19 protein-coding genes are annotated in these 23,035 nt (G+C 64.4%); 12 read left to right on the top strand and 7 right to left on the bottom strand.

The genetic code is table 11. The features are described from left to right. Positions 1-36 precede the first annotated feature (36 nt). From AC0L3O_RS11965 to AC0L3O_RS11975, 3 genes are read right to left on the bottom strand one after another with little or no spacing between them, the layout of a single operon-like run. Positions 37-3,315, bottom strand: a complete 3,279-nt coding sequence (locus tag AC0L3O_RS11965) for an error-prone DNA polymerase (RefSeq protein WP_473615661.1) — start codon at positions 3,313-3,315, stop codon at positions 37-39. Then, complete coding sequence (locus tag AC0L3O_RS11970; protein ID WP_473615662.1) at positions 3,312-4,781, bottom strand: DUF6504 family protein; 1,470 nt, start codon at positions 4,779-4,781, stop codon at positions 3,312-3,314. The genes AC0L3O_RS11965 and AC0L3O_RS11970 overlap by 4 nt, the downstream gene beginning before the upstream one ends. Further along, positions 4,723-5,790: an ImuA family protein gene (locus AC0L3O_RS11975; protein ID WP_473615663.1), complete on the bottom strand. Its 1,068-nt coding sequence runs from the start codon at positions 5,788-5,790 to the stop codon at positions 4,723-4,725. Before AC0L3O_RS11975 ends, AC0L3O_RS11970 begins: the two co-directional genes overlap by 59 nt. Before the next feature lie 185 nt (positions 5,791-5,975). Between AC0L3O_RS11975 and AC0L3O_RS11980 the strand changes: the two genes are divergently transcribed. Next, positions 5,976-6,398 carry a metallopeptidase family protein gene (locus AC0L3O_RS11980; RefSeq protein ID WP_023802719.1) on the top strand — a complete coding sequence of 141 codons (423 nt, stop codon included), beginning with the start codon at positions 5,976-5,978 and terminating at the stop codon, positions 6,396-6,398. A 227-nt stretch (positions 6,399-6,625) separates the two neighbouring features. On the opposite strand, the gene AC0L3O_RS11985 is transcribed toward AC0L3O_RS11980, so the two are convergent. Then, on the bottom strand, positions 6,626-6,832 hold the full coding sequence (locus tag AC0L3O_RS11985) for a DUF1737 domain-containing protein (RefSeq protein WP_023804277.1): 207 nt from the start codon (positions 6,830-6,832) through the stop codon (positions 6,626-6,628). A 25-nt stretch (positions 6,833-6,857) separates the two neighbouring features. Further along, positions 6,858-7,742, bottom strand: coding sequence for an HpcH/HpaI aldolase/citrate lyase family protein (locus tag AC0L3O_RS11990; protein ID WP_473615665.1), 885 nt, complete (start codon positions 7,740-7,742; stop codon positions 6,858-6,860). A 562-nt stretch (positions 7,743-8,304) separates the two neighbouring features. Between AC0L3O_RS11990 and AC0L3O_RS11995 the strand changes: the two genes are divergently transcribed. The 4 genes from AC0L3O_RS11995 to AC0L3O_RS12010 all read left to right on the top strand — a co-directional run bounded on the left by AC0L3O_RS11995 (position 8,305) and on the right by AC0L3O_RS12010 (position 13,348). Beyond that, positions 8,305-9,882 (top strand): DUF4153 domain-containing protein, encoded by a 1,578-nt coding sequence (locus AC0L3O_RS11995; RefSeq protein ID WP_473615666.1) that lies wholly within the window; start codon positions 8,305-8,307, stop codon positions 9,880-9,882. After that, a complete protein-coding gene (locus AC0L3O_RS12000; protein ID WP_128245785.1) occupies positions 9,864-10,559 on the top strand; it encodes a response regulator transcription factor in 696 nt (231 codons plus the stop codon). Before AC0L3O_RS11995 ends, AC0L3O_RS12000 begins: the two co-directional genes overlap by 19 nt. Before the next feature lie 59 nt (positions 10,560-10,618). Continuing rightward, positions 10,619-12,115 carry an ATP-binding protein gene (locus tag AC0L3O_RS12005; RefSeq protein WP_288141995.1) on the top strand — a complete coding sequence of 499 codons (1,497 nt, stop codon included), beginning with the start codon at positions 10,619-10,621 and terminating at the stop codon, positions 12,113-12,115. A gap of 66 nt (positions 12,116-12,181) precedes the next feature. Then, entirely contained in the window at positions 12,182-13,348 is a 1,167-nt protein-coding gene (locus tag AC0L3O_RS12010) for an NAD(P)/FAD-dependent oxidoreductase (RefSeq protein ID WP_128245786.1), read from the top strand. A 42-nt stretch (positions 13,349-13,390) separates the two neighbouring features. Here AC0L3O_RS12010 and AC0L3O_RS12015 read toward each other — a convergent pair whose 3' ends face one another. Then, a complete protein-coding gene (locus tag AC0L3O_RS12015) occupies positions 13,391-13,816 on the bottom strand; it encodes a GNAT family N-acetyltransferase (protein WP_023803775.1) in 426 nt (141 codons plus the stop codon). 152 nt (positions 13,817-13,968) lie between these two features. Here AC0L3O_RS12015 and leuD point away from each other — a divergent pair, with 152 nt between their 5' ends. Both leuD and AC0L3O_RS12025 read left to right on the top strand, forming a co-directional pair. After that, entirely contained in the window at positions 13,969-14,574 is a 606-nt protein-coding gene (gene leuD, locus AC0L3O_RS12020; protein WP_023803774.1) for a 3-isopropylmalate dehydratase small subunit, read from the top strand. A gap of 61 nt (positions 14,575-14,635) precedes the next feature. Further along, complete coding sequence (locus tag AC0L3O_RS12025) at positions 14,636-15,565, top strand: hypothetical protein (RefSeq protein ID WP_473536344.1); 930 nt, start codon at positions 14,636-14,638, stop codon at positions 15,563-15,565. Positions 15,566-15,681: 116 nt separating this feature from the next. Here AC0L3O_RS12025 and AC0L3O_RS12030 read toward each other — a convergent pair whose 3' ends face one another. Further along, entirely contained in the window at positions 15,682-16,476 is a 795-nt protein-coding gene (locus AC0L3O_RS12030; protein ID WP_023803772.1) for a lytic murein transglycosylase, read from the bottom strand. 265 nt (positions 16,477-16,741) lie between these two features. On the opposite strand from AC0L3O_RS12030, the gene AC0L3O_RS12035 reads away from it, so the two are divergent. From AC0L3O_RS12035 to ffh, 5 genes are all read left to right on the top strand, one after another. Beyond that, positions 16,742-17,989 (top strand): flavin monoamine oxidase family protein, encoded by a 1,248-nt coding sequence (locus tag AC0L3O_RS12035; protein ID WP_473530378.1) that lies wholly within the window; start codon positions 16,742-16,744, stop codon positions 17,987-17,989. Between the two features lie 115 nt (positions 17,990-18,104). Continuing rightward, complete coding sequence (locus AC0L3O_RS12040; RefSeq protein WP_128245790.1) at positions 18,105-19,199, top strand: zinc-binding metallopeptidase family protein; 1,095 nt, start codon at positions 18,105-18,107, stop codon at positions 19,197-19,199. A 63-nt stretch (positions 19,200-19,262) separates the two neighbouring features. Next, a complete protein-coding gene (locus AC0L3O_RS12045) occupies positions 19,263-19,862 on the top strand; it encodes a DUF1236 domain-containing protein (RefSeq protein WP_473615667.1) in 600 nt (199 codons plus the stop codon). A gap of 251 nt (positions 19,863-20,113) precedes the next feature. Further along, positions 20,114-21,076: a CPBP family intramembrane glutamic endopeptidase gene (locus AC0L3O_RS12050; protein ID WP_128245792.1), complete on the top strand. Its 963-nt coding sequence runs from the start codon at positions 20,114-20,116 to the stop codon at positions 21,074-21,076. 323 nt (positions 21,077-21,399) lie between these two features. After that, a complete protein-coding gene (gene ffh, locus AC0L3O_RS12055; RefSeq protein ID WP_128245793.1) occupies positions 21,400-23,028 on the top strand; it encodes a signal recognition particle protein in 1,629 nt (542 codons plus the stop codon). The last annotated feature ends 7 nt before the right edge of the window (positions 23,029-23,035 follow it).

Raw genomic sequence — 23,035 nt, forward strand, 5'->3', positions numbered from 1 at the left:
GCGTGGTGATCCTTCGCTGTCCCGCCGACACATCCCCTATTGAAAATTGCGCCCCTTGGGCATGACCCTTTCTGCCTTCCCCGCGATGTCCTGCCGGTCGTTTTGCACGACAGGGACATCGGGCTTCTCCTGCAAAAGCACGGACAGCCAGGGTGTCAGGTCCTCGACCTTGTCGGCGACGATATGGATGACGTCCGATTCCGACTGCAGTTTGCCGGTGACGCGGACCAGCCGCGCGCCCATGACAATGGACCGGTAGCGGTTGAAGGTCCTTTCCCAAAAAATGACGTTGGCGACCGCCTGCTCGTCTTCCAGCGTCAGGAAAATCGCTTTGGCGTTGCCCGGCCGCTGCCGCACCAGGACAAGGCCGGCGACCGAAACGCGCTTGCCGTCCCGAACCTGGCCGAGGCGCGCATTGGGGGTGACGCCGGAACGGTCGAGCCGCTGGCGCAGAAAGGCCAACGGATGCGCCTTCAGCGACAGGCCGAGCGAACGGTAGTCGTGGACGACGTGCTCGCCGAGCGGCATTGTCGGCAGCCTGGTCTCGGGCTCGAGATCGCGCAAGCGAATCGCCGGCCGGTCGAACAGCTGCAGGGTCTCCGTGGCACTCCTGCCGTCGAGCGCGCGGACCGCCCACAGGGCGTCGCGGCGGTCGAGGCCGAGCGAACGGAAAGCGTCGGCTTGCGCCAGCTTCTCGATCTCATCGACATAGAGGCCCGAGCGCAGCCAGACATCGCGAACGGATGCGTAGCCGTCGCCGCGTCTGGCGACAAACACCTCCATGCGCTCCTTCGACAGGCCCTTGACCTGGCGAAAACCCAGCCGGACGGCATGGCTGGTCCGGATGACGCCGCGCATCTGGGCATGGCGGTCGAGGAGGCGGGTTGGATCGAAAGGCACTTCCTCCAGCGCGCAGTCCCAACCGGAAAAATTGACGTCGACCTCGCGGATTTCAACGCCATGGTCGCGCGCGTCGCGGACAAGCTGAGCCGGCTGATAAAACCCCATCGGCTGGGAATTCAGGATCGCGGCGCAGAACACGTCGGGATAGAAGGTCTTGAACCAGCAGGAGGCATAGACCAGCAGGGCGAAGGAGGCGGCATGGCTTTCGGGAAAGCCATATTCGCCAAAACCCTCGATCTGCTTGAAGCAGCGCTCGGCGAAGTCCTTTTCGTAACCCCGCAAAATCATGCCCTCGACCATCCGCTTGCGATAATTGCCGATCGTGCCGGTGCGCTTGAAAGTGGCCATGGCGCGGCGCAGTTCATCGGCCTCGCCCGGCCTGAAGCCGCCGGCGACAATGGCGATCTTCATCGCCTGTTCCTGGAACAGCGGCACGCCCAGCGTCCTGCCGAGTATCTCTTCCAGTTCCGGCTTGGGATATTCGGGCTTTTCCTTGCCCTGCCGGCGGCGCAGATAGGGGTGGACCATGTCGCCCTGGATCGGGCCGGGCCGCACGATCGCCACCTCGATGACGAGGTCATAGAATGTTTTCGGCCTGAGCCGCGGCAGCATCGACATCTGGGCGCGCGATTCGATCTGGAAGACGCCGATCGTGTCGGCACGGCAGATCATGTCGTAGACATGTTTGTCCTCGGCAGGGAGGGTGGCCAGCACATAGGGCCGGCCAAAGTCATCCCGCGCGTCGGGATAATGATCTTCAAGCAGAGTGAAGGCGCGCTGCAGGCAGGTCAGCATGCCGAGCGCCAGCACGTCGACTTTGAGGATTTTCACCGCGTCGAGATCGTCCTTGTCCCACTCGACCATCTTGCGCTCGTCCATCGCCGTCTTGATGATGGGCACGATCTCGTCGAGCCGGTCCCTGGTGATGACGAAGCCGCCGACATGCTGCGACAGATGACGGGGAAAGCCCATGATCTCGTTGGCGCATTCGATCACCTGCCTTGTCGACGGATCGGTCTGATCGAGGCCGCCGGCGCTGGTCTCCTTTTCGCCGAGCTCCGAGGTCGACCAGCCCCAGATCGAGCTGGACAGCGCGCTCCTGACATCGTCCGACAGGCCCATCGCCTTGGCCACTTCGCGCATCGCCGAGCGGCCCCGGTAGCTGACGACGGCCGCGGCAAGCGCGGTGCGCTTGGCGCTGTATTTCGAGTAGATATACTGGATGACCTCCTCGCGCTTTTCATGCTCGAAATCGACATCGATGTCGGGCGGCTCGTTTCTTTCCTCGGAAATGAAACGCTCGAAAAGCGAATCGATCCGCTCGGGCCCCACTTCGGTGATGCCGATGCAATAGCAGACCACCGAGTTGGCCGCGGAGCCACGTCCCTGGCAGAGTATGCCCTGGCTGCGGGCAAATTTGACGATGTCGTAGACTGTCAGGAAATAGCGCGCGTAATTCAGGCGCTCGATCAAAGCGAGTTCTTCGCGGATGCGCCTGGTCACATCGGCGGGAACGCCCGAGGGGTAGCGTATCGCGGCTCCCTCCAGAGCCAGCCTTTCCAGTTCGGCCTGGGGCCCAAGGCCCGATTCCGTCGGTTCGTCGGGATAGTTGTATTGGAGGTCACTGAGCGAGAAGCTCAATTCGCCGGCAAAGTGCTGCGTTTGCGCCAGTGCCTGCGGATGCCGCCGGAACAGCCGCGCCATCTCCATTGGCGGCTTCAAATGGCGCTCGGCATTGGCCGCCAGTTCCAGCCCGGCTTCGGCAACAGGCAGGTTGAGGCGGATCGCCGTCAGCACGTCCTGCAACCGGCGCCGTTCGGACGTATGGTAAAGAACGTCGTTGGTCGCCATCAGCGGAATGCCTGATGCCTCGGCCATGGCAGCCGCCTGCTCGACACGGTAGCGGTCGTTGCCGTGATAATCCGGCGAAACGGCAAGCCGCAGGGTCTTGCCGAAGCGATCTTTTAGGCGGCTGATCAGCCTGAGATCATCCTCGGCCGGCATCGACAGATCCGGCAGGATCGCCAGCGACATGAGATCGCCCCATTCGAAAAGGTCGTCGCGATAGAGCAGCGGTGCGCCCTTTTCGCTGTCGTCGCGCATATTGGCCTGCGTCAGCATGCGGCACAGATGGCCCCAGCCCTTGCGGTCCTGCGGATAGGCGAGAACGTCGGGCGTGCCATCGCAAAAAACCAGGCGGCAGCCGGGATGATAGGAAAGACCTTCCACCTTGGCCTGCTGCCAGGCGCGCACGACGCCGGCCACCGTGTTGTGGTCGGCAAGCCCGATCGACGAAAAGCCGAGGAACTTTGCCGCAACCACCAGCTCCTCCGGTTTCGAGGCGCCGCGCAGGAACGAGAAATTCGACTGGATGCCGAATTCGGCGTAGGGGACGGCCGCTAGCGCGTTCATGCGAAGACCCCATGCATGAACCAGCGCGGCGCCGCCTGCGAGGCGCCGTAGAGACCCTGGCGATAAAGCCAGTAACGGCGGCCGTCGCTATCCTCGATGCGGAAATAATCCCGGGTCGCTTCCTGCCCCGCTGCCTCCCGCCACCATTCCGGGGCGATGCGTTCCGGCCCTTCGGCGCGCGCCACCCGGTAGAGCGCGCGCCGCCAGCGGAAGTTCATCGGCGGTCCTTCTGGCATTTCGGTGGCCGGCACCTCGATCGGCTCGGGCGAACGGAACAGCCGGATCGGCCGTTCTGGCCGCAAGACAGGCCTGGTGTCTTGTATCTTGTCCGGCTGCTTCGGCGCAGAGAGCCTTTGCGGCGCCTCCGCATAGGGATGCGTGGCGACGGCGCGCTCGGGCAGATGACTCTCGACGGCAACCGGTTTCAAAACCGCGCTGTCGCCGAGCCGGGCGCGGATGCGGTCGGCGAAAAGGGCGATGTCGGCGCCGTCATCGCGCGTCTCGCCGGTCAGATCCGCCTGCTGCATGTCGAAGGCCGCGGCCGACAGCACCGAGAGGCGCACGAGATCGAAGCCATAGCCGGCATCGATGTCCTGTTCGAGCGCGGCAAGCCTTTCGTGGAACAATTTCTGGATCAGCAGCGGCTCGCGCAACGGCCGCGAGGTGCCGACGGCGATGCGGCTGACGGCACCGTCGACGCGGAAAAGCAGCAGCGCCAGCCTTCTTGCGCCCTCGCCGCGGCGCTCGAGGTCCGCTTTCAATGTCGTCGCCAGCATTTTCACCAGCCGCTCTATTTCGTCGGTCAGCATGATCGGTTCTGCGAGATGGCGTTCGACCGAAAGCGGCGCCACCGGCAGGCGCGGCGACACCGCCTCGTCGAGGCGGCCGAGCGCCTGGTCGAGACGCAAAAGCAGCGATCTGCCGAAGCGGCGGGCGAGCGGCGCGCGCGGTGCTGCCATGACGGCGCCCGCCGTGCGCAGGCCGACGCTTTCCAGGCTGGCGCGGATCTCAGGCTCGATGCGCAGCGCCGCCAGCGGCAAGGGTGCGAGAAGCGCTTCCTCCTCGCCACCGGGGACGATGCGGTCACCAGAAAACCGCGCTGCCGCCCAGGCTGCACCTGGTGTGGCGGCAAGGCCGGCGCGGACATCGAAACCCTGATGGAAAAAGCGCGACAGGATGTCGTCCAGCATCGCCCGTTCGCCGCCGAAAAGATGGGTGCAGCCGGTGACGTCGAGGAACAGGCCGTCGGCTGCGTCGATCGCCACCAGCGGGGTGTAGCGGTCGCACCAGTCGGCGAGGCTTTCGAGCAGGCGGCGGTCGGCCTCGGGATCGGCTTCCACGACGTCGATCGACGGATGCATGGCGCGCGCGTCGGCTATGCCCATGCCGCGCTTCAGGTGAAGCGCCTCAGCCCGCTCGTCGAGGGCGGCGATGCGCTGCGCGTTCGCCTGGCGATGGCTGATCACCAGCGGCAGGTGATCCGACGGCCGCGAACGCCAGGACCGTCCCAGACGCTGGCGCAGGATCCTTTCCGCGGCGAGATGCGGAAACCACAGGGACAGGATTCGCTGCCGGTTCTTGCCGTCCTTCCCTGGTCCTTCTTTCCTCGAAACTGCATTCATCGGGGTTCCACTCCAGTGTGAATTGTCCTGGCAAGGCGGTGCGGCTCTTGCCGATGCTGACGGTGAAGGCGGGGCGGCCGATCGAGCCGGCGAGCGGCCCGGCGATCGTCTGGCGCGGTGCCGACGGCGCCGCCGACAGGACGAGGCGGACGGGCGCCGCCGTCGGCTCGGGTTCGCCGGCCTGGCGCAGCAGGAACACCGGCCGGCCGGCGCTCTGCGCCCGGGCGTGCAGCCGCCGCGTCGCGGTGAGGTCCAGCCGCTGCGGACTGCCGCGGATTTCGAGGATGACGGCGGCGAGCGCCGTCATCCGGACGGCCTCCTCGGCGGTCCACAGCGCGTCGAGGAGCCTTGGCGCCTCGGAAAACAGCAATTGCTCCGGCTCGATGCCGAAAAGGCGATGAAGCCCTGTGGCATAGGGGAAGCCGGCCTCGCGGAAGATTTCCGCGGTGCCGATCCACAGGACCGGCAGTCGCGGCCCCTTTTTGAGGATCAGGCCGACGAGCGACAGGGCGAAGCCGGCGACGGCTCCGGCATCGCGGGTCGCGGCGCCATGGATCTCGCTCAGCGCCGCCTTCGGCAGGCCGCCGCCGAGCGCAGTATCGAGACCTTCGGCGCCGGTGCGCAGAAACGCATCGGGCGGCGCCACGGCGAGGCCGCGGCGGACAATTGTCAGATTTTTGGGCGGGATGTCCGCTGTTGGATCTTGGGGCGTGACATCAGCTGTTGGATTCCGGGGCGCATCAACGGGAGCGCCGGCCGGCGCCTGCAGGCGCTCGGGCAGCGTTCCCTCGATCTTCGCGATCTGGCGGCGCAGGGCAAAAACAGTCTCCCGCGCCACGGCGCTTGTCGCCATGACGGTCAGCTTCCACTCACAATTGTTCCTGTTATGTTCTAATAGATTCCAGAGGGCGGCCGAAGAGTCAAGCGGAGTCATGGGCGCAGTCATGGGGAATTAATTCCTGCCGTACGTGGACGGCTACCCGGCCATTTGCCGAGTCCGGCGCGAAAGCCTATATGCCGGGATCAGAAGGACAACGCATGGCCCGCATCTACAAAACCCGTACCTGGCACGACGAGCTTTCGCCGTCGATGGAGGAAATGGAGTTCCTGGCGCTAGAAGCTTACGCCCATCTGCCGGAGGAGTTTCGCAAGCTGACCGGCGAGATCGTCATCCAGATCGCCGAATTCCCGACCGACGAGATCATGGACGATTTGTCGCTGGAAACGCCTTTCGACCTGCTCGGCCTGTTCGAGGGGCGCGGCATCGCCGAGCGCTGGAATCCGCAGACCGGCGAGGGGCCGAACCGCGTCACGCTCTACCGCCGCGCCATCCTCGACTACTGGGCCGAGAACGAGGAGACGCTGGGCGACATCGTCACCCATGTGCTGATCCACGAGATCGGCCACCATTTCGGCCTGTCGGACGATGATATGGAGCGGATCGAAGAGGCAGCCGAGTAAAGGGATCGACGTCTCATTCCTTCGCGGCCCCCCTCTGTCCTGCCGGACATCTCCCCCTCAAGGGGGGAGACTGGCAGCTTTGGCCCGCACCGCACACGCTGCAACTCTGAAGATTGGCGAAAGCCGATGCGACATCCGATCTCCCCCCTTGAGGGGGAGATGTCCGGCAGGACAGAGGGGGGTGCTGGCCCGCCGACATCTGGAAGATGTTTATGCTCGATGCGATGTCACCAATCGCTGAGCTTGGTGCCAGGGCCGTATTCCTGGCCCTCGACATCCTTCACCACGGCCTGGCCGCAGCGCATGACCTTGGTCTGCTTGTCGTAGGAATAGGTTGGCGAGCCGAACAGGTGCCAGCCCTTGTTCAGCGCCGCCGTCACCTTGTGGCAGAAGCTGGAATCGTCCGGGCCGGACAGAAAGCGGTAGAGTTTCATTTTTCATTCCTGTGGTGGGTTGCGATCATGTCCCGCTGGCGCTGGCGGCCGCCTTCGCCAGCAGTTTCTCGGCCTGCGCCAGATGCAGCCGCTCGAGCATTTTTCCGTTCAGCGCAATGACTTGCCTGCCGGCATTTTCGGCAAGCGCGAAGGCCTCCTTGACCGCACGCGCCTCGGCCACGCCTTCGGCAGATGGTGCAAAGGCGCGGTTTGCGGCATCGATCTGGGCCGGGTGAATCAGCGATTTGCCGTCGAACCCCATGGCGGCTGCTTCCGTGCATTCGCGCGCAAAAGCGTCCAGATCACGAAAATCGTTGAAGACACCGTCAAGCAGGTCGAGGCCACCGGCGCGTGCTGCGAGCACCATCTGCATCAGCCATGGCGTGAGATAGCGCCGGTCGGGCGTAGCGAGAATGCCGGTGTCCTTGACCAGGTCGTTCGTTCCGGCAACGAAACAGACCAGCCGCGAGGCCGGATCGCGGCCAAGCTCGGCAATCGGGCCGATGTTGAGCAGCGCCTTGGGCGTCTCGATCATCGCCCACAGCTTCACCGCGTCGGGTGAAAAATTGTCGTCGAGGACGTCGCCGGCTTCCAGGACGTCGCGCGGCGTGTCGACCTTGGGCAGCAGGATGGCGTCGGGCTCGCAGCTTGCCGCCGCCAGCAAGTCCTTGGCGCCCCATTCGCTGGAGAGCGAGTTGATGCGCACGATCATTTCGCAGCGCAGGTTTGCGCGGTGAGCGAAAATATCAGCCAGTTTTTCGCGCGCAAAAACCTTGTCGGCCGGGGCGACGGCATCTTCGAGATCGATGATCACGGCATCGCAGGCCAGCGACGAGATCTTGGCCAGCGCCTTGTCGTTCGAGGCCGGGACGTAAAGCACCGAGCGGCGCGGGCGGCAGGTTTCAGTCATGCCTGATCTATGCCGCCTGGAGGCGATCGAAGCAAGCACACAGGGCAATCGCTTCGGGCAGTCATAGCTTGCATTGGATGCAAGCCAATCATCGAAGTTGGCGCCGCCCCTCATCGCCCTGCCGGGCACTTCTCCCCGTATAGGGACGGGGAGAAGTGGGTGGCGCAGCCTCGACGCCATTCTTGCAACGCTGGTGATTGGCGAAACCGGCGATGAGAGCACCCTCTCCCCGTCACTATACGGGGAGAGGATGCCGGCAGGCAGGTGAGGGGCAGCGCAAGAGCCCGGAAAGGGGTGACGGGGCGGATTCAAAGCTGAAGTGATTCCTGACCCTGCACAAAAACTGCACAACATTGCGGAAAATCTCCTCGGACCCGCCTCGCTGCCTGCATTTCGGCCGGCGAAAAGGGCGCATGCAAGAGCGCGAAAAGCCCCGTTGGTTCCTGCCCCTCCGCGATGACGGTTGCTGGCTCATCGATCCGCCGCGTTCGGCGACTCTCTTTCCCTTCATCCGCAAATCTCCGCCCCCCGGCCGGATCAAAGCCGCTGAGAAAACCCGATCATGACATCGCTGCTTACCGCCGCGCCGGGCACTTGCGCGCGCTTCGGCGTTGCCGTCCTGCTTGCCGCGCTGGCCGATTTCTTCTTCTATGGGCAGCCGGTCGGCATCACGCTCTTCCTGTTCGGCATGACGCTGGCCGCCGCGGCCGCGGCGCTCCAGCCGTCGGCGCTCGGCGCCGGCCGGGCCTGGTTCAAACCCGTTGGCCTGCTTGTCGGGCTACTGCCGTTCCTTGAAAATGTCAGCGCGCTGTCCGTCGCGATCGGGCTTGCGGCGCTGGCCGTCTTTACGCTTTCGCTGGTCGGGCGGCTGCGGCGCGGATTTGGCCGCATTGCCGGCCAGGTCGCGCTGTTCCTGCTCGCAGCGCCGTTTCGGTTCGTCCACGATTTCGTCCGCTGGCGCAAGGCGGCGCAGCGGCTTGGCCGGCGGCGCATCGGCTTTGCGGCGATCGCCGTCTGGATCATGCCGCTGACCCTGGGCGCAGTTTTTCTGGCGCTGTTCGGCGCCGCCAATCCGGTTATCGAGAACTGGCTGTCGCTGATCGATCTCCACGCACTGCTCGACCTCATCCAGCTGCCGCGGCTGGCCTTCTGGCTGCTCGTGCTTGCCGGCGTCTGGGCTTTTTTGCGGCCGCGCCTGCCGCGCTTCTTGCGCCGCATTGCGCATCGGGGGACACCTGTCCCTGTCAGCGGGGTGACGACAACGACAAAACCCGCCAGGGCGATCGAGGACATCATCTTCGGCAAGGCCGCCATCCTTCGCGCGCTGGTGGTCTTCAACATCCTGTTCGCGATGCAGACGGCGCTCGACGCCACCTATCTGTGGGGCGGCATCGCCCTGCCCGACGGGCTGACCTACGCCGCCTATGCGCATCGCGGCGCCTATCCGCTGATCGTCACGGCGCTGCTCGCCGCCGGTTTCGTGCTGGCGGCGCTCAGGCCGGGAAGTGCCACTTCCAGCGATCCGTTCATCCGCCGGCTGGTCTATGTCTGGGTGGCGCAGAACATCGTGCTGGTCATCTCGTCGATCCTGCGGCTTGAACTCTATGTCGGCATTTATGCGCTGACCTACTGGCGCGTCGCCGCCTTCGTCTGGATGGGGCTGGTGGCGGCGGGCCTTACCCTGATCATCGCCCGCATCGCGCTCGGAAAATCCAATGAATGGCTGCTTTCCGCCAATCTTCTGACGCTATCGGCGACGCTTTATGCCTGCTCGTTCATCAATTTTGCCGCCCTGATCGCCAACTACAATGTCGAGCACTCATTCGAAATGACCGGCCATGGAACCGAGCTCGATTTCTGGTACCTGCGTTCGCTCGGTCCCAGCGCCCGGCCGGCACTCGATCGCTTCCTCGAGCAGCAGGCCAGGACGAATGCGGCCAGCTTTTCCCCCTACCGCGAACTCGCCCGTTTGCTGGGACAGGACGAGGCCCGCTACCGCGCGGCCCAGGAAACTGGCGCGCCTGGAGCTTTCGCGACTGGCGGCTCCTTCGCACTCTCGACACGTCTATCCCGTTCGTGGTTCCTCAGGGCTCCGAACCCTTCGTGCCGGGCCGCTGATCGATGCCGCATCACATCCTGATCGCCGACGATGATCCGCACATCCGCGAGATCATCTGTTTCGCGCTTGAAAAGGCCGGCATGAAAACGGTTGCGGTAGCCGACGGCGCCGCCGCATTGCAGGCGATCGAGCGCCGCGCGCCCGACCTTGTCGTGCTCGACATCGGCATGCCGGAGATGGACGGGCTGGAGGTCTGCCGGCGGCTGCGGCACACATCCGATGTACCGGTGCTGTTCCTGTCGGCGCGTGATGAAGAAATCGATCGCATCCTCGGGCTCGAAATGGGTGGCGACGACTATGTCACCAAGCCGTTCAGCCCGCGCGAGCTGGTCGCCCGCGTCAACGTCATCCTGCGGCGTGCCCGCCCGGCAAAAGCCGAACCGGCCGACGACAGGCAATTTTTGCACGGCCGTCTGGCTTTGCTGCCGGCCAGCCACGCCGCCAGCTTCGACGGCAGGCCGCTGGTGTTGACCTCGATCGAATTCGCCATCCTGAAAGGGTTTCTGGCGCGCCCGGCGCATGTGCTTGGGCGCGACATGGTGATGGCCAATGCCTATGCCGGCAACATCCATGTCGCCGACCGCACCGTCGACAGCCATATCCGCAACATCCGCGCCAAGCTGGCGGCGGCCGGCTGCACGGATGCGATCGAGACCGTGCATGGCGTCGGCTTCCGGCTCGGCCGGTGCGGCGCGTGACCGCGCATAAATGGCGGCCGCGCCTCGCCACCATCGTTGTCGCCATCCTGATCATGGTGATGGCGCTGCCGCTGGTCGGCCTGTTCTTCTTCAGGCTCTACGAGAACCAGCTGATCCGCCAGACCGAGGCCGAGCTGATTGCGCAAGGTGCCGCCCTTGCCGCCATCCATGCGCAAGAGGTCCGCGACGCCGGCATCGCGGCTGAAAAGCTCGGCGCGGCCGTGCCTGCCGACAGCGACAATCCGGACTCTCCCTACCGGCCGATCGAGCCGCGTCTCGATCTCGCCTCCGACAGGGTTCTGGCGACACGGCCCGCGGCGACGGTCGCCACCGTCGATCCCGCCTTCACGGCGATCGGCGCGCGGCTGTCGGGTATTCTTGCCGAGACGCAGAAAACCACGCTTGCCGGCTTTCGGCTGCTCGATCCCAAAGGCGTCGTCATCGCCGGACGCGAGGAGATCGGCCTGTCGCTCGGCGCCGTCGGCGAGGTTCGCGCAGCACTTGCCGGCCGCTATGCCAGCGCGCTCAGGCAGAGGATATCAGACGAGCCGCCACCTTCGCTCTATTCGGTCAGCCGCGGCACGAGAGTCCGCGTCTTCGTCGCAATGCCGGTCGCCGTCGCCGGCAAGGTCGCCGGCGTCGTCTATCTGTCGCGGACGCCGAACAACATCGTCAAGCATCTTTATGGCGAGCGCGGCAAGGTGGTGCTGGCGGCGATCGCCATCCTCGGCGGCACGCTGCTCATCGGCCTGATCTTCCTTCGCACCGTCAGCCGGCCGATCTACGCGCTGATGGAGCGGACAAAGCGCATCGCCGCCGGTGATCGAGCAGCGATCAGGCCACTCGACCATCATGGCACGCGCGAGATGGCAGCGCTGTCCGACGCTTTCCTCGAGATGGCCGAAAAGCTGCATGCGCGCTCCGACAGTATCCAGACCTTCGCCACCCATGTCTCGCACGAGCTCAAATCGCCGCTGACGGCGATCCAGGGGGCGGCCGAACTGCTGCGCGATTCAGGTAGCGCAATGGACGAGGCCGAGCGGCGGCGGTTTTCAGACAATATCGTCACCGACGCCGGGCGGCTCAATCTGCTGGTGCGTCGTCTGCTCGACCTGGCGCGCGCCGAAAATCTTGCGCCCAGCGGCGAAAGCACGTCGCTCACTGCGGCCCTGGCGCTGTTGCCGACCGGGGACAGGCTGGCGCTTCGGGTCGAGGCGGGCGGCGAGACCGGCCTGCGCATCTCGGCCGAGAACGCAGCGATCGTGCTCGCCAATCTCATCGACAATTCGGCAAGGCATGGCGCGACGATGGTTTCGATCACGGCGGCGAGCGCAGGCGGCAAGGCGACGATCCAGGTGAGCGACGACGGCGCCGGCATTTCGCCGAGCAACCGCGCGCGTATTTTCGAGCCATTCTTCACCACACGCCGCGATTGCGGCGGCACCGGCATGGGCCTCGGCATCGTTCTGGCCCTGCTGAAAGCGCATGATGGCACGATCCGCCTGGTTGACTCCGAGCGCGGCACGCGCTTCGAGATCATCTTGCCGGCTGTATGAATTGCAGCATGATCGTTTCAGAAAACCGGCTTCGGGATCATGCTTCAGAACTGGAGAAGCGAAAAAGTGCGCTACGACGTCATCATCATCGGCGGAGCCATCGTCGGCTCCTCGATCGCCTATTATTTGCGCGCGGAAGGGTTTTCGGGCTCGATCGCGCTGGTCGAGCGCGACCCGCAGTTTGCCCATGCGGCGACGACGCTGTCCTGCGCTTCGATCCGCCAGCAGTTTTCGATTCCGCAAAACATCCGGCTGTCGCAGTTCACGCTGAAACTGTTCCGGCGGCTGACGGAAGAGTTCGGGGCCGACGCCGATATAGGTTTTCGCGAAGGCGGCTACCTCATCCTTGCCGGCGAGAACGGGTTGCCGATCCTTGAGGCCAACCACCAGACGCAGTTGGCCGAGGGCGCCGACATCGTGCTTGAGGATGCGGAGGCGCTCGTCCGCCGGTTTGCATGGCTGTCGGCCGAGGGCATCACCGCCGGCGCCTATGGCCGCAGCGGCGAGGGCTGGTTCGACGCGCATGCCATGCTGATGCTGTTCCGCAAGGCGCTGCGCGACAAAAAGATCGATTTCATCACCGCCGACGTGACCGGCATCGAACGGCAGGGCGACCGTGTCACCGGCGTCAGCCTCGACAATGGCGAAAGGCTCGACGCCGGCATCGTCGTCAACGCCGCCGGGCCGAATGCCGGAAAAGTCTCGGCAATGGCCGGACTGGTGCTGCCGGTGGAACCGCGCAAGCGCAATGTCTTCATCTTCGAGGCGCGCGAGAAATATGACGACATGCCGCTGCTGGTCGATCCCTCAGGCATCTATGTCCGGCCAGAAGGCTCGATCTACATCACCGGCGGCGCCGAACCGGAAGACGGCGACGGCCCCGCCGATCCCAGCGATTTCGAGCCCGACTGGCCGCTGTTCGAAGAGGTAATCTGGCCAGTGCTGGCGACCCGCATTCCGGCCTTCGAGGCGATCAAGGCGACGCGCGCCTGGGCCGGCCATTACGATTACAACACGCTCGACCAAAACGCGGTGATCGGCCCGCATCCGCAGGTGCAGAATTTTCTCTTCGCCAATGGTTTTTCCGGCCACGGCCTGCAGCAGGCGCCGGCGGTCGGCAAGGCGCTGGCCGAGCTGATCGTGCATGGCGGCTACCGCACGGTGGACTGCTCGGCGTTTGGGTACAGCCGTGTCGCTGAGGGGCGGGCTTTCAGGGAGTTGAATGTGATCTGACGCTGGCGGGCATCAAAGGGTTCCGCACCGCAAGGCCAGCCGTCAGCGCTCGCGGCCAAACCAGAACGCGTCCGCCATCCGCGTCATGCCGATCCGTTCGTAGAAGCCGACGGCGTCGGGCACGGAGATCAGTGACATGGCGACGGATGGCCCGAGCTGCCGCCGCGCTTCGTCGAGCAGGCCCTTGCCGATGCCGAGCCCTTGCGCCGATTTGCAGACGGCGAGCTCGGAAATATAGCACACCCACGAGAAGTCGGTGATGCCTCGGGCGAGGCCAATCAGCGGCTTGCCAGGCGCATCGAGGCGCGCCGTCAACACCAGATCTGCATTGGCAAGCATCGCCTTCAGACGGACGTCGTCATCGATGGGCCGAGTGACGCCGAGGCCGGATTCCACCAGCACGCGGCGGAACTCGGCTGCGTCGAGGTTCGGTTCGGTGGCGTAGAGTACTTTGGGACGTGTTGTCATGCCGGCCAAGGTGCACCATAGGGCGGCAACTTTGAAGCCGTCCGTGCTCTAGGACCAAAGCTTGCGAAAACAGCCGCCTTTTATTTGCCTGCAGCTTTGTATAAACCGGGCGCCAATACATCCCCGCAGCGAAAAGAAGACGGGCAAGACCTATGGAAAAATTCACCAAGCTCACCGGCGTTGCCGCGCCGATGCCGATCGTCAATGTTGACACCGACATGATCATTCCCAAGGATTATCTCAAGACGATCAAGCGCACCGGGCTCGGCAGCGGACTGTTTGCCGAAATGCGCTACACGGACGACGGCTCGGAAAACCCCGACTTCGTGCTCAACAAGCCGGCCTACCGCAAGGCGCAGATCTTGGTCGCCGGCGACAATTTCGGCTGCGGCTCGTCGCGCGAGCATGCGCCGTGGGCGCTGCTCGACTTCGGCATACGCTGCGTCATTTCGACCTCGTTCGCCGACATTTTCTACAACAACTGCTTCAAGAACGGCATCCTGCCGATCACCGTCAGCCCGGAGGATCTGGACAAGCTGATGGACGACGCCTCGCGCGGCTCCAACGCAACGCTGTCGATCGACCTCGAAGCCAAGGAAATCCGCGGACCGGACGGCGGCGTGGTCAAGTTCGACCTCGACGACTTCAAGCGGCACTGCCTCTTGAACGGGCTCGACGATATCGGCCTGACCATGGAGAAGGCCGACGCCATCGCCTCGTTCGAGAAGAAGAACGCCGAGCTGCGGCCCTGGGCCTGAACGGTAGGATGACCCCGGCCGCGACAGGCCGGGTTCGTGGCGGCTGAACGGAGGGACAGGCATGACACGTTCGCTGCTTGCCGGCGCCTGGGCGCTGGCGTGGATTCTGATGCCGGTGGCTGGCGCGCATGCACAGACCGACACGGTGCTCGTGCCGGCTGACGATGCGTCCGGCGGGGCCGCCGACCTGGGCGCGTCGAGCAATGCGGCCCTGGCCGAGGATGACGGCCAAGCACCGGTCCCGTTCGAGAATGGGCAGCTGACCATCACCCAGCAGGAAGACTATGGCGAGAAGGTGCTGGCTTATGACGGCAAGCAGCTGGCGCGCAATTACGATGTCTTCTTCGACAGGATTGTCGAGGTCGGCGGCGTTACGGTGGCGCTGGTCGATGTCGGCGACGGCGGCAATCAATGCGGTCCGGCCAAGGTGATCGTGTGGAAGCCGGAAGGCGGCACGATCCAGACGACCACCGTCGAGCAGGACGAATGCGGCGCACCGCCGGCCGCGCTATCCGACGGCGCCATCTATTTCGTGCCCAATCTCTTGCCGGGCGAATCGAAGCCGGCGCTGCAATGGTCGCCGACCGGCGGGTTGTCGACCTCGGGCAACCTCGCCTACATGCCGGAGCCGGGTACAGGCTGGAAAGATGTCGACCCGGAGAAATACGACAGCATCGTCGATGCCTTCCATAACGAGGCCGTCTACAGGCAAGCCGCGTCGCTGCTCGGCAAGGAGATGCCCGACATGGCGACCAGCCTGCTGGTCGGCGGCGGCACCGAGAAAACCACCTCGGGCGTCTTCCACGCCAGCGGCTGCATCCCGCATGATTGCGGCGGCGACGACGGCTTCATGGCGATCGATTCGGCCAACCACAAGCTCTATTTCGCGCGCCGCGGCGACAAGACCGAGCCGGATGCGTGGCCGGCTGTGAACACGTGGCCCCCGGACGTGAGGGAAGCGATGGACAAGGCGCTCGGCTCGCCGAATTAGCTTCTCTGCTTCATGCCTTCGTTCCCAAGGCGGGGCCGAGCGGCGGCAGTCGTACTCAGACCATCGACAAAAAAGCCCGGCGCATCGCCGGGCTTTCCGTCGAATAGAGACTTGTATCACTCGCCGTCGATCGCCGTGGCGATGCGGGCGATGGCCTGTTGATAGTTGCTCGCGTCATTCCAGCCGGCAATTGCACCGAGATTCGCCTGTGCGCTGGCACCCGCCTGCCAACCATGAGCCTTGAGGAAGTTGGCGGTGGAAGCCAACGCAGTGGCCTTGTCGCGCAGATTTCCGCTGCCGACCCCGTATTTCAAGACATTTCCGGGCAGGAACTGTGTATGGCCAATCTCGCCATGCATGGCGCCGACCGACGAGGCGCTCAACGCGCCGCGATCAACCAGTTTCAGGGCTGCAACAGCATGCGGGTAGAAGAACTCCGGGCGGCGGCAATCATAGGCGAGCGTTACAATGGCAGAGACCGTATTCTGCTTGCCCAAGAAGGAACCGAAGCCGGTCTCCATCCCCCAGATGGCGAGCAACACACCCGGCGTCACGCCGTAGGTCCGTTCGATCTTGTCGAACAGCGCCGCGTTCGACTTCTTCAGTGAACGGCCCTTGGAAATGATCGTGGACGCGCCACGGCGCTTCATGAAAGCATCCACCGAGCCACCGAAAGCCTTGTGGATAGCGCGGTCGGCGGCGATCGTCCTTTTTGCGTAGGTCGCACTAGCCAGAGCGGCCAGACCCTTCGAGCCTACACCGCTGGCCCTTGCTTCCTGCGCGAACTCCGCCTTCCACGCTTCGAAGCCCGCGCCCGTTTTGCCGCATTGGGCGGCCTGTGCCGCTGTTGCCGCCGCAAGCATCATCGATGCCGCCGCCGCTAAAATCTTTGCCTTGGCAAAAAATGCCATGTTGCTCTCCTGGTTGCCTGGATCTTGTCCCAAATACGAATTTGCCAGCGAAACGCCCGCTTGTCACCGTTGGAGCGATTTGCGCCCACTTGGACGCAGACGCTCCAACACTTTACAATCTGCGCATCGTGCTTTCCGAAAATCGGCACCGATTTTCGAGCCGATGCGCTAAGAACTCGTTTACGCATCCTCGCCGCAGCGCTGGCGAATGCCGGACAACTTGCTTACGATCAAGTAATTATTGTGGCGGGGGGCTAGAATATTCATGGAAGACGTTGACGTCGTGGTCATCGGCGCCGGTTCGGCGGGACTTTCCGCCGCCAGGACCCTGCGTACGGCCGGCCTTTCCTTCAAGCTGGTCGAAGCGATGAACCGTATCGGCGGCCGCGCCTGGACCAGCGACCAGCATTTCGGTGTTCCTTTCGACATCGGCTGCGCCTGGCTGCACGCGGCCGACCGCAATCCCTACTTTCCCGAGGCGCAAGCCGCTCGCTGGACGCTCCATCATCACGACATGAATGTCGATCATCTCTACTATCGCAACCGAAAGGCGAGCGAGGACGAAGAGGCCGCGATGAAGGCGGCCGATATCAGGCTGTTCGAGCTGCTGGCGGCGCATGAGGTCAAGGTTGGTGACGACGACCGTCTTTCGGCCCTGCTCGCCAAAGGCCATGCGCCGCGCGCCGCCGCCACCTTTGCCGGGCCGATGGACTTTGGCGCCGACGAGGACGAGATATCGATCCGCGACTTTCAGGCTGCCGCCGATCTCGATCCGAACTACTTCACCAAGGAGGGGTTCGGCGCGCTGGTCGCCCGTTTCGGCGCCGACGTGCCGGTCGAGCTGTCGACGCCGGTGCGGAAAATCCTCTGGGACGTGCCCGGCGTCGCCTGCGTCACCGATCGCGGCATCATCCGCGCCAAAGCGGTCATCGTCACCGCCTCGCCGGCGGTGCTCGCCTTCGAGGAGATCGAATTCGCGCCGGCGCTGCCAGACAGGCATTTCGCTGCCTTCTTCGACCTGCCGATGGGCATGCTGACCAAGCTGCCGGTTGAGATCAGGGGCACAAGGCTCGGGCTGGCGCCGTTCGACGACCTGCTGATCGAGCGGCTGGCCAGGCACGACATCTACTTCCTTTGCTTTCCCTTCGACCTCGACCTGATGGTCGGCTTCGTTGGCGGCGATTTCGCCTGGGAGATGTCGGCGGCGGGCGAGGCGGCAGGCGTCGACTTCGTCGTCGACCGGCTGTGCGCCATCTTCGGCGGCGACGTCAGAAAACATGTCGGGCGCGCCATGATGACCAATTGGGGCGGCGAGCGGTTCGTGCGCGGCGCCTATGCGGCGGCCCGACCCGGCCGTTCGCAGGCGCGCGCCACGCTGATGCAACCAGTGGCGGAAAAAATCTTCTTCGCCGGCGAGCATCTGGCCGGTCCGCTGATGCAGACCTGCGGTGGCGCCAGGCTGTCGGGCGAGGCGGTGGCGAAAACGGTCGCCGCCCAGCTTGCGGCAAAATAGCAACAGCAGGAACGCCGGCCGCCGACAGGCGTTTGGGCGATATGCCGCTGCGCACTATATCCGGGCCTGATGATTTGAGACTTGGTGATTTGAGATCTGGTGATTCGAGATCGGTATGAAGCTCTTCGATTGCCCGCATTGCGGCCACCGCCTCTATTTCGAGAACGCCCAGTGCCTGAACTGCGCCAGCTCCGTGCTCTACGATCCCGGGCATGCGCGCTTCGTGCTGTCTGGCGCCGGCGGCGTTTTCCAGTGCACCAATGCCGACGAGTGCGCCTGCAACTGGATGGCGGAACCTGGCCATGCCTTCTGCGGCGCCTGCGCGCTGAACCAGCTGATCCCGGACCTTTCGGTCGATGGCAACCGCCGTCGCTGGATCCGCGTCGAAGCGGCAAAGAAGCGGGCCATCTATTCGCTGCTCGCCGCCGGACTGCCGGTCGCGCCCAAGCGGAACGCCGGCGACGAGGCCGGCCTCGCTTTCGATTTCCTTGCCGATCCGATCGGCGGTCCGGGTGGCGCGCGCATCCTGACCGGCCATGACAACGGCCTGATCACACTCAATGTCGCCGAGGCGGATTCGGCCGAGCGCGAAAGACGGCGCGTCGAGATGGGCGAGAACTATCGCACTTTGCTCGGCCATTTCCGCCATGAACTCGGCCACTATTACTGGGACCGCCTGATCCGCGACGACCCGCAACGGCTTGCCGCCTTCCGCACATTGTTCGGCGACGAGCGCGCCGATTACGAGCAGGCGCTGAAGGCCTACCATGCCAATGGCGCGCCGCCCGACTGGCAGCAGGACCACATTTCCGCCTATGCCACGTCCCATCCCTGGGAGGACTGGGCCGAGACATGGGCACACCATCTGCACATCACCGATACGCTGGAGATGGTGCATGCGCTGAATTTCCCGCTCGGCCGGCTGGAAACCATGGAGGCCAACGACCTGTCGCGGGGCGACACCGGCGGCGAGCTCCAGCCGGCGCCGTCGGAACCTGCCGCCGTTCCCGAACCGTTCGAAAAGGTCCTAGCCCGCTGGCTGGTGCTGTCGGAAGCGTCCAACTCGATCAACCGCTGCATGGGCCTGCCGGACCTCTATCCCTTCGTCATCTCGGAGCTGACGGCACAGAAGCTGGCCTTCGTCCATGAACTCCTGACCGGAGTCGTGAAAGAAACCGGAACAAAACGTGAGCCGGCCGAGGCGTTTTAGCCGGAACGCATGAGGTTTTGTTTCGTTTTCGTTCGCGAGGGACCATCAACACGGAGCGAAACCATGAAGCGCATACTGTTTCCTGCTGTCGCCGGAGCGCTTGCCGCCATGTCCGGCACAGCCTTGGCCGATACCGCCGTTTCGGCGGTCGCCGATCTCAACATTCGCGCCGGCCCAGGGCCGCAATACCCGGTGATCGGCGTGCTCGCCGCCGGCCAGTCGGCAACGCTCGATGGCTGCATCCAAAACAGCAAATGGTGCACCATAGCCGAGGCCAATGGCCAAGGCTGGATCTATTCCGACTATGTGACGGCCGATTTCGGCGGCAACAAGGTCGTCCTGACCCGGCGCCCGGCCGACGCAGACATTACCATCGTCGAAGCCCCCGCCGATGTCGACGATCCCGACATCTATACCGGAGCGATCGTCGCTGGCGAGCCGATCGAGCCGATCAGGCGGCCGCCGGCCGAAGTCCGCACCTACATCGAGACCAACCGGGTCGACCCGGTTTATCTCGAGGGCGAGGTGGTTACCGGCGCGACCTTGCCCGATACCGTCGAGTTGCGCGAGATTCCGGACTATGACTACCGCTATGTCTATGTGAACGGTCAGCCGGCACTGGTCGACCCCGGCACCCGACGCATCATGTACGTCGAGCGCTGACGGTGCCGAACAGGGCAATCGCCTCAGACAATTGACGGAATCCATGCTCGTTGGAGACCACCAATTGTTGAGATTGGCGCCGCCCCTCATCGTCCTGCCCGTCCTCCGCAGCAGCTGCGGAGGGTGGACCGGGCACTTCTCCCCGTATCGTGACGGGGAGGAGTGACCTTGCAATGCTGGCGGCTAGCGATTGCGCGGCACGACCCGATCGAATAGATCATGCGACCCGAAGCACCAGCCTGTGAGCCCGCGTGATAGACCCTGCCGCCTTCGAGCGCTATCGGCATACTCCCAACGCCAAGACGACCCTGCCGCGGCTCCTGCTCGGAACGGCGATCGTCGTCCTGTTCTGGGTCGCGACGACCGTCGCCGTGCTGTTCGGCGGCGCCTATTTCTTCGTCGTCTGGCAAGCATCGTCCGGCGCCCCGATGGAAGGAGGGGCGGTGCAGAATTTCATGGCCTCGTCCACCGGGATCCTCGCCGCGCTCGCCTCCTTTGCCGGAATCTGGCTCGGCCTGTGGGCTGCCATGCGCTGGGTCCATCGCGAGCCGCTGATGGCGCTGATCGGCACCAGCCGCCGCGTTTCGCGCTCGGGATTTTTTAGGGGATTGGCCGCGGTGCTGGTCACATCGCTGCTCTCCGAGATACTGCTCTATCTCTTGCAGCCCGACATTGCGCGCGGTGCGATCGGCCTGTCGTCCTGGCTGCTGTTCCTGATCCCGATCGCCGCGCTGACCCTGCTGCAGACCTCGTCCGAAGAGGTGCTGTTTCGCGGCTATCTCCTCAGGGGCCTGGCCAACCGCTTTCAAAACCCCTTCATCTGGGCGCTGCTGCCAGGACTTCTGTTCACTGCGATGCATTGGAACCCAGGCTCGACGACCGCCATCAACGCCTGCGTGCTGGCCTCGATCGCCGCTTTTGCGCTGCTCCTGACGCTTGTGGTATATGCCACGGGCAATCTCGGCGCGGCCTTCGGCGCCCACCTCGGCAACAATCTGACCGGCTTCCTGCTGATTTCGCACCAGCAAAGCTACAATTCCTTCGCCCTGCTCAACGCCAAGCCGCTCGAAGGCCCCGGCTGGACGACGCTTGATGCCGTCCTCATCGCGGCGATCGGCATCGTCTGCAGCCTGTTGACCGTTCTGCTGCTCCTGCACCCGCGCTCGCCGCTGAAGGTCGAGCCGGATTTTTCGCACCCCGGCGGCCCAAGCTGATGCGCATCACGCTGGTGGTGCTGCCATAAACCAAACCGGCCCGGTTCAGCGTATTCGGCCCGTACCTTGACTCCGCGGCCGATTTCCTGTCTACAGCCCGCGAATTCCGCGACGAGTATCCCTCCGAGCAAGCCGACCGGGACGCCGAAGCCTGTTTGAGGCGACGTGCTGTAAATCGATCCTGGAGGCCAACATCCGGCAGCGCTGTGCGCCCCCGGGTGCTTTTTGGCTTTTGGCTTTTGCCTGGACAGCTTGGGTTGGATACTGGGCGCGAACGCATTACCTCTCGGGCATCATCCGGGTGCCAGGGAAAAGGAAGAAGAATGTTTGAATCGCTACAGGAACGTCTTGGTTCGATCCTGAACGGCCTCACCGGCCGCGGCGCCCTGTCCGAGGCCGATGTCTCGGCGGCGCTGCGCGAGGTGCGCCGTGCGCTGCTTGAGGCCGACGTTGCGCTGGAAGTGGTGCGTTCCTTCACCGACAAGGTGCGCGAGAAGGCCGTCGGCGCCGCCGTGCTGAAGTCGATCAAGCCCGGGCAGATGGTCGTCAAGATCGTCCATGACGAGCTGGTCGGGATGCTGGGCGCCGAGGGCGTCGCCATCGACCTCAATGCACCGGCTCCAGTCGTCATCATGATGGTCGGCCTGCAGGGTTCCGGCAAGACCACGACATCGGCCAAGATCGCCAAGCGCCTCACCGAGCGTCAGAACAAGAAGGTCCTGATGGCCTCGCTCGACACGCGGCGTCCCGCCGCGCAGGAGCAGCTCCGTCAGCTCGGCGAGCAGGTCAAGGTCGCCACGCTGCCGATCGTCGAGGGCCAGACGCCGGTCGACATCGCCCGCCGCGCCGTGCAGGCGGCAAAGCTCGGCGGCCATGACGTCGTCATCCTCGACACCGCCGGCCGCACCCATATAGACGAGCCGCTGATGGTCGAGATGGCCGACATCAAGAAGGTCTCGTCGCCGCACGAAATCCTTTTGGTCGCCGATTCGCTGACGGGCCAAGATGCCGTCAATCTGGCAAAAAGCTTCGATGAGCGCGTCGGCATCACCGGCCTGGTGCTGACCCGTATGGATGGCGACGGCCGTGGTGGTGCGGCACTTTCCATGCGCGCCGTCACCGGCAAGCCGATCAAGCTGATCGGCACCGGCGAGAAAATGGACGGGCTGGAGGAATTCCATCCCAAGCGCATCGCCGACCGCATTCTCGGCATGGGCGACATCATCAGCCTCGTCGAAAAGGCTGCCGAAAACATCGACGCCGAGCAGGCGGCGGCGATGGCCAGGAAGATGCAGTCGGGCAAGTTCGACCTGAACGATCTTGCCGGCCAGCTTCAGCAGATGTCGAAGATGGGCGGCATGGGCGGCATCATGGGCATGATGCCGGGCATGGGCAAGATGAAGGACCAGATGGCTGCCGCCGGTCTCGACGACAAGATGTTCGGCCGCCAGCTCGCCATCATCTCGTCGATGACCAAGGCCGAGCGCGCCAACCCCGATATTCTGAAGCACTCGCGCAAGAAGCGCATCGCCGCAGGCTCCGGCACCGATGCGGCCGAGATCAACAAGCTCCTGAAGATGCACCGCGGCATGGCCGACATGATGAAAGCGATGGGCGGCAAGGGCAAAGGCGGTGGCCTGATGCGTGGCATGATGGGCGGTCTGGCCCAGAAGATGGGACTCGGCGGCATGATGCCAGGGGGCATGGGTGGCCCGGGCGGCATGATGGGCGGCGGCATGCCGGACCTGTCCAAGATGGACCCCAAGCAGCTCGAAGCCTTGCAGAAGCAAGCACAGGCAGCCGGTCTCGGCGGCATGAAGGGTCTTCCCGGTGGCCTCCCAGGTGGCGGTGGTCTGCCTGGGCTGCCCGGCGGCATGAAGCTTCCTGGTTTGCCAGGATCCGGCGGCGGTCTGCCAATGCTCGGGAAGAACGCCCCTGGCAAGAAGAAGTGAGGGCGCG

Source organism: Mesorhizobium sp. WSM4810 (assembly GCF_055811235.1).